This is a genomic window from Bariatricus sp. SGI.154, assembly GCF_050313795.1.
Taxonomy (GTDB): domain Bacteria; phylum Bacillota; class Clostridia; order Lachnospirales; family Lachnospiraceae; genus CAMBRQ01.
Window position 1 is genome coordinate 20,757 of the sequence record NZ_JBNPMC010000007.1, and the last position, 13,229, is coordinate 33,985.

The window sequence follows — 13,229 nt, forward strand, 5'->3', positions numbered from 1 at the left end:
AAGGTGTTTTGGCTGCAACATCCATATGGGAAGTCTGGCTGGTGTACCAGATTGTGTATATTACGATACTGGAGAAGGAGTATCTGGGGAGGAAAGAGAAGATTATAATATGGGGAAATATTATAGTTTTGGGGAGTTTGTTGGCAGTGAACCGATCAGTGGCTTTTTTTTCGTATGTTATGCTGATGTTCAGTATTATTGTAACAAGTCTGTGTGTATGGTCGATTAAAAGAAAAGCATGGTTTTCGATTATAGGAGTTGTGTTCGCCGGTTATATATTAATTGCGGTGTTAGATTTTTCCTTTGCATTTTTGTGTATGGATTTTCTGAAAGCAGATTTTAAACATGTGGTTTATATTTATGCGGTGTCTTGTTGGAAAAGTACTATTTATGTAGTTTCCAGAGTAATAATCTGGTATATGATTCATATGTTAAAGATGAAGAAAGCAGATATTGGAAGAGAAATACAAGAGTACAGATGGATTTTGCTGGCAATGAATTTTTTGCTTTATATGCTCATGAGAAATTATCAGATCGTGATGGAACGAATGGTAAAAGGTAAAGAACAGATACGGGGAGTTGACAGTGGGATTTCTTTACTGATAATTTCGGTAATGATCTTATTTGCAGGACTTTTCCTTCTTAAATATCAGATTTTAAAGAAGGAAAAAGAAATTTTAATCATACGGGAAAATATGATGAGTGAAAAATACCAAGAGATGTTAAAGACGCATCAAATAGTCCATGATATGAAGAACCATTTTATTATTTTCCAACGATATGAGCGGGAGCAGGAATGGGAGAAATTGAGCCAGTATATAGAAGAGATTAGTAGAGAACTTTTATATACGGATATACGGAATTGGACTGGCGAAGGTGTGTTGGATTTTATACTAAGCCAGAAAAAAGCAGAAGCAGAGAGGAAACATATTAAGTTTTGTATATCTACAACACAGTTTACAGGGTTGCCTTTTTCGGACAATGAGTGTATTTCTTTGTTCGGCAACCTGTTAGACAATGCAATAGAGGCTTGTGAAAAGATACAAAATAAGGGCAAGCGGATAGAGGTAAAAATGAAAAAGCAGAATTTTATTTTTTCTATAGAAATATTAAATAGTATTGAAGAAGTACCGCTGCAAAAAAGTGGAGAACTTATTTCTACGAAAAAGAATAAGAATATACATGGATATGGAATAAAAAGCATAAAAAAAATAGTCAAAAAATATGATGGTACTTTTGGTTGTCAGGTACAAGAGGATGGGTTTCATGTAAATCTTTCTTTTTTTGATGACGAAAATGTTTCATAATTTTAAAGAAAGCGAGGGGAAGAATATGGAAGAAAAATTTCTATTTGAGTGTGTAGGAGATTTATCAGAAGAACTTGTGGAAATTGATAAATTACTGCCATGCAAGGAGCGGCTTTGTAGTGTCGATTCTAAGACTATTGGGTGTGGCCATTTTCTGACAATATACTGTTGCTAATCTTCTGGAAGGTAAAAGCGGTAGGTTCTTATTATGATACATGCTGCTTTTACCTTTTGCAAATATGAGAGACAAGGCGCAGAGGAGGCTGATGTGAAAAGAAGTTATCTATCTGAAAGAGAATTTACTGAAAATCCGAAATGTAAAATTGACGGGAAAAAATATGAATCCTGGAAAAGGCTATTAGGCGAAGGTATCTTAAGAATCTCTATGAAACACAACACTAATTTGAGTGCTTATATGGAGGGGAAACCATACAAGGTAAGAAATATAACAAGTAATAATGGATTGAGTAATGGAGGATTAATAGAATATATTAATATGCCATTAAGCGGTCAGGAAAATTCCCCTTTTAAAAGGCGAATCGAAGGAAAAGTGTTTTTCGCAGAGTTTTATGAGAAAATACTGAGATATGGAAAAGAAAGATTAACAGAGTTATTACAAGGTAAGGAGAAGTTTTATACAGAAGAGATCTATCAGGACTACATGTTGCATCTGGCAGAACAATTACAGGCAATTTGCTTAAGGACATTAATTGCAGAATTACATAATTATAGATTGAAAGGATGGTTGCAAGGGCAGGATTCAAAAGAGGAATATGATTATTTTTGCCGGGAAGTTGTCTGTAAGCCGGAGTTTATAGAGACATTGTTTGAAAAGTATCCTGTGTTATACAGGTGTATGGAAGAACGTATAGAATGCTTGTCTGAATATTATGCCGAAGTTATTCTGCATTTTCAGACAGAACGGGATCAGATTCGGCAGATTCTGTGCAAAGGAAAGAAAACAAAGAAGATCACAAGGATCTCAGGTGGATTCTCGGATGTACATAATCGGGGGAGACAGGTTTTAAAAGTTAGACTGGATAATGGCACAGAACTATTGTACAAGCCGCATTCTATGGAGAATGAGCAGAATTATCAGAGCCTCTTAAAGTGGCTGGAAAGAAAAACCGGAATTACACAAGGGTATTATGGAATATTGTCGTATCAGGATCACAGTTGGAGTGCCATTGTAGAATATAAGACCTGTACTTCACAGGAGTCGCTCAGAAGATATTACGAGAGACTGGGAGTTCAGTTGTTCCTGGCATATTTTCTTGGGACGAAAGACCTGCACTGTGAGAATGTCATTGCATCAGGGGAATATCCGATATTGGTCGATCTGGAGACTTTCGTGAATCATCCGCATAGTAGGAGTAGAACAACGGCAGGCGAAGAGATAATTTATCAACTGTCGAGATCCGTGTTATGTACAGGTCTGCTGCCGGTTTACAGTTGGAATCGCAGTGGTAATGGAGTCGATGGAAGCGGAATCAGTGGAAATGAGGGACAGAAGTATCCGTTTAGAGTCCCAAGAGTCGTTGACGGCAGAACATCAGAGATGCATATTGAGTATGCGTATCCGTATTCACAGAATACGCAGAACCTGGCTACTGTTCAGGGGCAGTTTTATCATCCGGTATTATATGAAGAAGAGATCCTGGACGGATACACAAGCGCTTATTCTCAAGTGATAAGCCATAAAAAAGAATTCAAAAAGATGCTAAGGTTATTACAGGGAACCAGAAGCAGGGTCCTAGCAGCAGATACACAGCGGTATAGCATGCTTTTATCAAGTTCCTATCATCCCAGCCTGATGATGGACGGGGCAGAGCGAGAGATCTTCTTACATTCCTTATGGAAGGGGCGTGAGGAAGATGACAGGCAGATTGTTGAGAGTGAGATCAAGAGTCTTTTGAATGGAGATATTCCGTATTTTTATTATTGTCTGGATGAAAGGAATCTGGTAACGGCACAGGGTGAGGAGATGACCGGATATTTCGCATGTTCGGGTATGGAGATGCTGTATCAGAGACTAGATGATCTGGATGAGGCGGATCTTGAGAGTCAAGCGGAATACATCCGAATATCATTAGAACTAACGTCAGAAAACCAGGAAAAGTGTATGAATCGTGTATACCGTGCAGAGGAGAGTGATCAGGCAGTAATGACGCGAGAGGATATGGAATCAATCGCTATAAGGCTGACCGAAAAGGTACTGAAGCATGCAGTATGGAATCTGGTGCAGACAGAGGTGAACTGGCGTATAGCACATTTTTCTTCAGAAGGAAGCAAGACATGGAATATCAGTCCGATGGGGATGTATCTATATGACGGATTGGCAGGAATGTTATTGCTAATGTATGCATTATCGGACAGAGCCATCCTGCCGGAGGTATGTAGTGCAGGATGTGCGGATGAGTATCGTCTGGCAGATAGAATCCGGCGGACGGATGCAGACTTTCCGGGAAATGTCGAAGAGTATCATTCATATTTGGTGGAAAATGCAGAAAAAATAAGAAAAATCTATACAACGTTGAAGCATATGCTTTTTCAGTATACGGACAGGGGGATGTCATCGCTTGGCAATCTGCAGTCAGAAAATACAGGGACATATAACGGAGAAAGTTCGATTCTCTATGTCTATCTGACCTTATACAGACAGAGCAAAGAAGCGGAGTATCTGGAATATGCCGGGAAACATGCAAGGATTGTGGAACAGTTGATAGAGAAGGATGAAAATTATGACCTGCTCTCTGGAAATGCAGGAGCAGCACAAGTATTGCTTCTTGCATATCAGGTTACCGGTAGCCTGAGATACCTGGATATGGCAGAACGGACAGTCAGGGTATTGGAACAAAAGGGGGAGAAGCAGGAAGCCGGAATTGGTTGGATTACAGAAAAAGGAACACCGCCTATGGCAGGGATGGCTCATGGAAACAGTGGAGTGCTTATGCCGGTAATGGCACTATGGAGAGAGACTGGAAAAGAAAAATATAAGAAACTGGCAGAGCAGATCTGGGCGTACGAGGAGTCATTATACCGTCCGCAGATTAACAATTGGGCAGATATCAGAGGAAAAGGTTCAGAACCGATTCCGATTGATACGGTTGCATGGTGTCATGGAGCAGCGGGAGTCCTGGCTTCGAGGATATATTGTTATCGGATCGTGGAAGATCCTGAGTGGAAAGTGCGCCTCAAAAAAGATATATTGCGGGCATACGCAAAAGTAAGAGAGTATTGGAAAAGGGATAGCTGGTGTCTATGCCATGGGATATGTGGTAATGTGTGGATCATGGAATATCTGAATGAAACTTTGGGAGAGGAGATGGAGGTGAAATCGAAGATACAATTGGGTGGTGATTTTAAACTGTTGCCGCAAGAACGGATGAATCCTGGAATGATGGGCGGATATGGTGGGATTCTGTATTATCTCCTGAATAGAAAATTATGATGGTCTGACAAGTGTATTTTCAAGGTCAAAGAGTTGAGATTTTTCGTGTTTAAGGCATAATAGAAATAGGCAGTATAAAGAATTAGAAGATTGATAGTTATGTGAAGGGAGGGAATATGGACAAGCAATTACTTATTAAATAACAGTAGAAGCAAAGTATAGTAAAAGGAGATGAGATTATGACTAAAGCAAGAAGAAAATTAGCGTTTTTTTTGGCGGCGATTACATTGATTACAGGTCTTTGGGCTGGTTTAATGACAACACACGCACAGACTACGGATTATTATTTTAATTTGACGGTTAATACGAGTGATATATCGAAAAGGACTGTAAAAGCGGGTGGATCTGCGTATGAGACGATATTTTATGTAACCCCAACTTATTTTAACAGGAACATAAGATATCATGCTGCTTCGTTCTACTTAGATACTCATTCACAATATGGTGTGGATATTACACTTACTAAGGCGCAAACTAATCAAACGGTAACAGGAAGGTATTATATTACGCCACCTTCAAATAAGTACTATTATTTGTATGGAACATATGATGCGGCGGCAACGTCTGGTTCTAGTTTGTATGTGGAAGGAAGGTTTACGCCGTAGAGAAAAGGATTTGAAGGCAGTTCCTGGCTGCCTTCAATTTTTAGATAAAGAGGAAATGAAAATGAAGAATAGAGTATTAGCATTCTTGATAATGGCACTGCTGAGTATGTTTTTGGCTGGAGGGTGCAGTGATAAAGAGGATAAAGTTGCTGAAGAGACTATATCAAGGATTGATTTCCCTTCAGAATTGCATAAAACTTATGGTGAATACGTAAAAGCCGATGCCAGGATTCTTGTCCCGGATGCGATAAAAGGAGAAAAGATTCATAAAGTAAAAGCTGCATTGATTGATATGGATGTAGAATTGATCAAGAATAAAACTGAGGAATATACGCAGAACCAATTTGAACAATTCCAGATTCTGGAACAAAAAGATTACCAGGGGATTACAGTGTATGACCACGAATATGTGGATAGAGAAGACGGAGGGTTTAGCATTACTTATTCTGAGAATCAGAACAGTATCTTGTATTTCCCGAAAGATATGACGTTTGTGTTATCGGCATTTCGTCTGGCAAATGATCCGGATTATAATGGGGATTTGTTTCAGAATAGAGAAGAATTTCCTTTTGCGAGTCGGCAGGATGCGTTTGTGAATATTAAGAAATATCTGGAAGAAATCGGTGTGAAAATAGGGGAAGATTATCGATGCTATTATTTGGATTATGAGACAATGGAGCAAGAAGAGAAGAAATATGATGCGGATGCAGGATTAGGGAAGAAGGTATGGTCTGAATCGGATAATGCATATTATTTTGCTATCAATCAGGAAGTCGAAAGTATTCCTGTATATGTTCCTCTGTTTGGAATTTATAACGAAGATATTGATTATAATGCTCCGATTCAAATAATGTATAAGGATTCGGGGATTGGTTTTATACAGACAGGTAATTTGTACGAAACGGAAGAAACGGAAGAATATGTAAATGTAATAGATATTGGTGAGATATTTAACAGTATAAATGAAAAATACAGTATGTTGATTTCGGAAGAGGTTGTGACGGTTACCCAGATGAAATTATGCTGGATTCCCAATCATGACAGCGATGAACTTATCTTAGCGTGGAGTATTCGTGGAGCGTTATCTTCCGGTACAGAGGTACAGATGTTTTATGACGCTCAGACGGGAAAAGAATTAATAGGAGTATCTCTATGAAAAAGACGCATTATTTACGATGTGATTTATTGCGAGGACTGCATTCGCTTAACTTTTTAATAGCCATTTTAGGCTCTTTTGCTACTATGGTCATTATTGCAAAGACGCAGGTAAGGTTTCCGACGGATGTTATCTATATTTATGATGGAATCAGAATGACCAGAATGGCACTGCTGACGCTGGCATTTAGCGCAATCCCATATGCGTCTTGTTTTTGTGATGACTTTAATGACCGATACATTTATGTATCATTGATAAGAGGAAATATTAAGAAATATGTTTGGTCTAAGGTTTTGAGTGTTTTCTTTAGCGCATGGCTGGCAATGTTTATAGGAATGTTGATCTTTTTTTGTGTGGCTGGACTTCGATATCCATGGGTTTCTCAAGACAACGCATTCTCTCAAATGCTAATTGGTAATTATTCGCCGATTTGTTTTTTGGTCGAAAGTGCAATGAGAGAAAGTCTGTTAGGAGGTGTTTTAGCAATATGCGCTGCATATGGATCACTCTTTTTAAAAAATCGGCTTTTTGTATATACTTTCCCGATTATGATGTATTACTTTGTCATCAATTATGTAGAGAAATGGCTTCAACTGCCTGACTGGTGTGTGTTGTACAGGATATATGGTGCATTTTATGAAGTTTGGGATAAGGAATGGCAGGATTTTCTATATGCGGTTTTGATGACGATTTTGTTCATGGTTTTTTTTGGATGTTTGATACATAGAAAAATTGAACGGGAAATACGAGGAGGGAATGAATGACGAACCAAGGGTATATGCTCCGGATGATATGGCAGAGGCTGGGGCGTGGAAAGACTATGGTATGGGTGTGTCTGAATGTTGTGTTTATGGACATATATTTGTCTCCGGTAAGGGATTTTGCAAGTATGGTTGGAATAAAAGCCAGACCGTTCTTTTTGCCGTTTCTGCTGTCAGATATCTATTATTTGTCTGTATTCATGCTGAGTGTCTTATATTTTTATTCAGACGTACCGTTTTGGGGGCGCAGACAAATGTATATCATGGTTCGAATGGGAAGAAGAAAGTGGAATGCTTTTAACTGTATGTATATATTGTTTGGTGGTTTTTTGATATGGTTTCTTGCATTCGTTATCAGTGTTATAGTGATGGGCACGCAATGGGGATTCGGATCGGATTGGGGGAAGATCATCGGAACATTTGCAATGACAGATGCGGGCATTCAGACGCAGCAGTTGGTGGATATCCCATATGGAACGTTGATATCGTATGAACCGATACATTTTATGCTTCTTTCATGGCTTTTAAGTGGTCTGGTTATAAGTGTTGTAGGAATGTTCATGTATTGTGTGAGTCTTTTTATGGGCAAGATATGCAGTGCGATAGCAGGGAGCGTTTTGGTTATTTTGCCGGGAATTGCAGAATATCTGTTTGGAACACCGTTAAACTATGTTTCTCCGGTTTCCTGGATGCGAATTGGTATTTTTCAGAGTGGACGAATTATGAGAATGCCATCTGAAAGGTATATGATATGTGTATTGATTGGGTTATTAGTTGCAATGATAATCATCTGTGACTGGAAGATACGAAGGAAGGACTTGTGTTGGCGGGAAGAGGATTAGGATATGGAAGAGATGATAACTGTAAAGGAAATTGATAAATATTTTGGAAAAAAGCAAATACTGGATAAGATATCTTTTTCGATGGGAAAAGGACAGATTTATGGTTTTGTCGGGTATAACGGATCTGGAAAAACAGTATTGTTCAAATGTATATGCGGATTTCTTCGTGTTGATTCTGGAGAAATATGGATTCGGGATAAAAAGATGGGAAGAGAAATTGATTTGCTGAATAATGCGGGAATCATTATAGAAACTCCGTCGTTTTTGGGTGCAAAAAGCGGATATGAGAATTTGGACTTTCTTTATAGAATACGCAATAAAAAGGATAAAAAATATTTACAGAAGGTATTGGAGAAAGTGGGGTTGGATCCGGATTCTGGTAAGAAGGTGAGGGATTATTCTATGGGGATGAAGCAACGCCTGGCAATTGCACAGACCATTATGGAGAACCCGGAGATTCTTATACTGGACGAGCCAATGAATGGACTGGATAAGCAAGGCGTAGAGGACATGCGCGCTCTTTTCATAGAAGAGAAAGAAAAGGGAACAACCATTTTGCTAGCTAGTCATAATAAAGAAGATATTAATATTTTATGCGATGAAGTATACGAGATGGATCATGGCAGACTATCAAAGTATCGATAGATGAGGGTGTAATCTGGGCACTGCGAGAAAGTTCTACGCAGACGATAAAAGTGTAAAGAATGTCTAGATGCGTTATGTTGTTGACGTTACCATTAATGCAGAAGTAGAGTCGGTAGAAAAAAGTGTTTGTTAACCGGACGGTTGATAAACAGACAAGAGGTGCGATATCAGAATCAAATCCAGGTGGATGGGCTTTTGTATCTTTTGAACCAAGTTATATGTTTTATGTAAATGATAATGTGGTAACGGATTTGAGGTTAGAGTATGTGCATGAAAATATGCCGGGAATCTCATCGATAAGTTTTTCTTATGAAGGGGCATCTATTTTTGCCGGCGGCAATTTTACTGATAAAGAGACACTTGTAAAAATGATTGAGGATTATATAGATTACTATAACAACAAACGCCTGCAATGAGATTCGGAGGAGACTGTCTGAAAACCTGGATAATTTAGTCAGATGTAATAATAATTGATGCAGTTATTTCCTAAATATAGTATAATGGAATCAACAAAAATAATTCTGAGGTGTCCTCTTATGCAGGTATGGGTATTACATCCTATGTGACAACTTAATTACTAAACATCTGGCGTCGTATGGAAAATGTAATAAATGAAAAAGCGAAAGTCTCTGCGGAGGCATAACCACATTGGTATTTTTCGTAGACAGAAAGGCGGCGATAAAAGTGAAAAAACTAGAAAAAGTGAAAAAACTGGAAAACCTTTTCGTTATTGTTTCATCGTAATTGGTTTACTTCTTTTATTGGCTATTCATTTTATAGGAGAACCATATCCAAACTACAGAACACTTATTTCGGCGTTTGTAAAAGCATATGTATGGCTGATTGTTGTGTTTAATTTCGGTTATTTGATAATCAGAAAAAGAAATAAGTGACAATTGTAATACCTAAAATACTGATTGTCTAGGGAGATACGGACGAATCTTTAAAAGTGCATAAGGAGTAAATTTTACTGAGGATTATAAAGATTGTACATAGGCATTATAATCCTCGGCTTTTTATTCCCACGAGCAACGAGCCAAGCGGACATGTTTGCATGTCCATTTGGCGACTGCCGCGAGACCTTTGGCTTATGAATTATATACGAGGAAGGGAGAGAACATGAAAAAGAAAAGAACAAAGTATATATTGATTGTCGTGATATTAGCGCTTATACTGGCTGCATCTGTGATTGCTGCGCTTGTCATATATCGCGGTGTGGGAAGGACAGGCGCTGATGCTACATTTCAGGATTATAAGATAACGGTAGAAGACAATCTCTATAACAGTGGCACAAGAACCGGATTCATAGATCTGGCGATCAAGGGTGACGGTTCTCCGTTCGAGAAACTTTTTTACACTTCCGATGATGTTCTGGGGAACGGATTCGACTTTATCGTTGACGACGAATGCCTTCTGAGAGTATCCCAGGGTTCGACCCGGTTGAAATGCAGAGCATATGAGACTGCATATAAGGGCAGGACACAATATCTGAGAATCTATTATATCAGTGGCAGCCATCAGATCAAAAAAGATTCTGTGGATGTTGAGATTATGTATTCCGGGGAAGATAAAGTAGAGTCAAACGTGCCGGTGAGACTAAAAGTAGACGAGGAATATATCAGTTCCGGGGCGGGAGAAGGAATGAATGAGATGCGAGTCTCAGCGACGGGCATCCTCTATCCGAATATAGCATCATATAAGCAGCCTTATATGACAAGCGGCACTATGGAAATCGATGGCAAAGACGCAGAATGCCTGCTGGCGATCGACCAGAATGTTCAGGCGGGAGAGATAGGCGGAAAGGAGGTCATCAAGCCTAAGTTAAGGTATGAACCGGAATATGATGATGGATCAATTATCTATGCTGTAGAATTAGAGAACTGGAAGCAGATTGAACAGATCCGATTCAGTGACAACGGATTCTATTTTACGGAGGAAGCGAAAGAGAGGGCTGCCAAAGAAGAAAAAGATGCAGAAGAGGCAGCGCTTCAGGATAAGGGAAAGGAACGAGGAGATTTCACAGGGGATAAGGAAGCGGTTATGGATCAGATGCTGAATGCCATCGACCACTATACGACGGTGCAGGGTACATTCCGCATGAAAGGCAGACAGTTGGGATGCGAAACGGAGGCTTCTGTAGAATACAAGATCGATAAAGAAACGCCTTATTCTTATGAGAGAGTCTGCTCGGCGGATATTGACTGGACGGCGCTGGCGGATGGCAGTAAGGCAACCGTATATTATCATGCACAGAAGGTTTACCGTACGACAGGGCGTACCCTGGAAGATGAGTCAATCGTGAAGATGGATGTCAATGAGCGGGTAAGGCCGCAGGCAAAAGATATTGATCATTACCGGAATAATATTACAGATCTATATTATGCGACATACAGCGTATATCCTCAGTCTATCGCATTCATATATCTTTTTGATCCGGATCAGTGGGAAATCGTTGGTGAAGAGGCAGTTGCCGGACGGAATTGCTGGAAGATTGAAGGCAAAGGGGAATCCTATCTAAACCCGGTGAATAGCATCGAGTTGTGGATTGACAGAGAGACTGGGTGCGTGCTTCAGTATAAAGGATATGAAGGGCGTGATGAGAATCGGACACAAGTTGAGTACTTGGTGACAGACTCTATAACATATAATGAGGCGGTTACCCCTGTGGAACTTGATGGGACATATAGCGATTATGCGGATTGGTCATAAGTGGGATGAAAGGGAAAACTATGGAAGCAAAAATTAAGATTGTAGTTGATGAAGAGAGAGCCATGGAAAGAGTGAAAGCATCAATCGGAAGGATGAAAGTGAAAAAGAATCTTTGGATTTTGTGCGGTGTTTTGACGCCTCCTCTTCTGATAGATACATGTATTCGGATTTATCAGTATCGATATAATTTTGGAATGCTTTTTATTCATGTGATTATGGGAATTGTAGAGGGGATTTGGGTTTGGTTTTGTGTACGGGGGAATGAACTTAGGCTCATACATCAGGCAAAAAGGCAGATGAAAAAAATGAATTATCCATTTGAACAGTTCCTTTCGTTTGATGATAAGCAAATCGAGATGGAAAGCGCAAATCAGACGAGAAGATTCTATTGGGAGTCTATAGAAACTGTGTGTGAAGATGATAAGCATTGGTTTTTGGGGCATGAAGGCCTTGTCATAGAGAAAGAACTGCTGACCAAGGAGCAGTTGGAGTTCGTTAAAAAGAAGTGCGATGCGATTAAAAACCATAGTAAATGGATGTAATTAACGGGATTTTAACGGAAGAATTTTTCGTGGTATTGATAAAATGATCAGTGGAGGGGATGAAAAGAGAATTATGGAGGCAAAGATTAAAATTATAATTGATGAAGAAAGAGCCATGAAGCGGATTAATGCAGCAACCGATAAGATGAAACGGTGGAGAAACCTGAAAATTCTCTCCAGGGTTAGTTTTATGCCGATTCTACTGCTTTCACTAGTTCAAATATATGTATATCGATATGATTTTGGCATGCTTCTGAAATGGGGAGTTATAGGATTGGTCGCAGGAGGCTCATTATGGTTTTGCCGTCTTGGAAGCAGGAGGCTATTTATGTTTCAGTTGAAGAAACAGTTGGCGGCAATGCAGTATCCTGTTGAGCAGATCCTTTCATTTGATGAAGACGAAGTAGAAGTGAATAGTGAAAAATCAATGAAGAAAACACGCTGGGATTCGATTGAAATGGTATGCGAAGACGAGAACTACTGGTTTTTGGAATATAGTGGAATCATCATTGATAAAGATGTGCTGACTCCTGAGCAATATAGATTTATAAGGGGAAAATGTGACGCTGTTAAAGAGCATCCAAAGTATATCGACTGAAAGACACCCATACGAATGCGTATGGGTGCAGTTATCCACTATATCTTCCGGAATATACTACTTTATCCAGACCAAATGCTCCGTCAGTAGATGAAAAAGAATATTCGTTAAATTGGTCAAATGCCCAGGAAAGATATCGCTCATTTCATCTCGCGTCATAGCCTTAGATCTTCTGGATGTTCCGACGTCTACAGTGCCTGTTAAGTATCTTCCGATATAACGATAGCCGGCATTATATAGAGACAATGCTTTGTTATAATTTAAAACTGTAGAAGTATCACATGCGATAGCGCTGCGATCAGGGTTACTTTTACTTAATAGTAGTGACATCCACGTAGTGACATCGCCTTTGTCTGTTATAGGTAACACATGGAATGCTTGCATTCCTTTGACTTTTTCGCTCAAACATTTAATCAAGGTTGTGTTGCGAGAACTCTTTCATCCATTCTTATTCATCCTTTCTATCCAGTTCCAATATTTATTTGTGTGATAATCGATTATCTGATTATTAAAAAGACGAGGGATCGTATTTTGGAAACTGATATTTGAAATTCAAAGACAAAAATTATAGATAGAATTATGGTTTACGCATCTTCTTTTAATTTTTTACTAA

11 protein-coding genes are annotated in these 13,229 nt (G+C 39.2%); all 11 read left to right on the top strand.

Annotated features, from left to right (window positions below):
* Positions 1-428 precede the first annotated feature (428 nt).
* The 11 genes from ACQRBN_RS05185 (at position 429) to ACQRBN_RS05235 (ending at position 12,616) form a co-directional block, all read left to right on the top strand.
* Complete coding sequence (locus ACQRBN_RS05185; protein ID WP_427737924.1) at positions 429-1,307, top strand: sensor histidine kinase; 879 nt, start codon at positions 429-431, stop codon at positions 1,305-1,307.
* A gap of 268 nt (positions 1,308-1,575) precedes the next feature.
* Entirely contained in the window at positions 1,576-4,758 is a 3,183-nt protein-coding gene (locus tag ACQRBN_RS05190; RefSeq protein WP_427737925.1) for a type 2 lanthipeptide synthetase LanM family protein, read from the top strand.
* A 179-nt stretch (positions 4,759-4,937) separates the two neighbouring features.
* Entirely contained in the window at positions 4,938-5,363 is a 426-nt protein-coding gene (locus ACQRBN_RS05195; protein WP_427737926.1) for a hypothetical protein, read from the top strand.
* Between the two features lie 61 nt (positions 5,364-5,424).
* Positions 5,425-6,519, top strand: coding sequence for a hypothetical protein (locus ACQRBN_RS05200; protein WP_427737927.1), 1,095 nt, complete (start codon positions 5,425-5,427; stop codon positions 6,517-6,519).
* Positions 6,516-7,283: a hypothetical protein gene (locus ACQRBN_RS05205; RefSeq protein WP_427737928.1), complete on the top strand. Its 768-nt coding sequence runs from the start codon at positions 6,516-6,518 to the stop codon at positions 7,281-7,283. Before ACQRBN_RS05200 ends, ACQRBN_RS05205 begins: the two co-directional genes overlap by 4 nt.
* Positions 7,280-8,122, top strand: a complete 843-nt coding sequence (locus ACQRBN_RS05210; protein WP_427737929.1) for a hypothetical protein — start codon at positions 7,280-7,282, stop codon at positions 8,120-8,122. Before ACQRBN_RS05205 ends, ACQRBN_RS05210 begins: the two co-directional genes overlap by 4 nt.
* A 3-nt stretch (positions 8,123-8,125) precedes the next feature.
* A complete protein-coding gene (locus ACQRBN_RS05215; RefSeq protein ID WP_427737930.1) occupies positions 8,126-8,767 on the top strand; it encodes an ABC transporter ATP-binding protein in 642 nt (213 codons plus the stop codon).
* A gap of 122 nt (positions 8,768-8,889) precedes the next feature.
* On the top strand, positions 8,890-9,183 hold the full coding sequence (locus ACQRBN_RS05220) for an IS3 family transposase (RefSeq protein WP_427737931.1): 294 nt from the start codon (positions 8,890-8,892) through the stop codon (positions 9,181-9,183).
* Between the two features lie 703 nt (positions 9,184-9,886).
* Complete coding sequence (locus tag ACQRBN_RS05225; RefSeq protein WP_427737932.1) at positions 9,887-11,476, top strand: hypothetical protein; 1,590 nt, start codon at positions 9,887-9,889, stop codon at positions 11,474-11,476.
* A gap of 20 nt (positions 11,477-11,496) precedes the next feature.
* On the top strand, positions 11,497-12,018 hold the full coding sequence (locus tag ACQRBN_RS05230; protein ID WP_427737933.1) for a YcxB family protein: 522 nt from the start codon (positions 11,497-11,499) through the stop codon (positions 12,016-12,018).
* 73 nt (positions 12,019-12,091) lie between these two features.
* Complete coding sequence (locus ACQRBN_RS05235) at positions 12,092-12,616, top strand: YcxB family protein (protein WP_427737934.1); 525 nt, start codon at positions 12,092-12,094, stop codon at positions 12,614-12,616.
* The last annotated feature ends 613 nt before the right edge of the window (positions 12,617-13,229 follow it).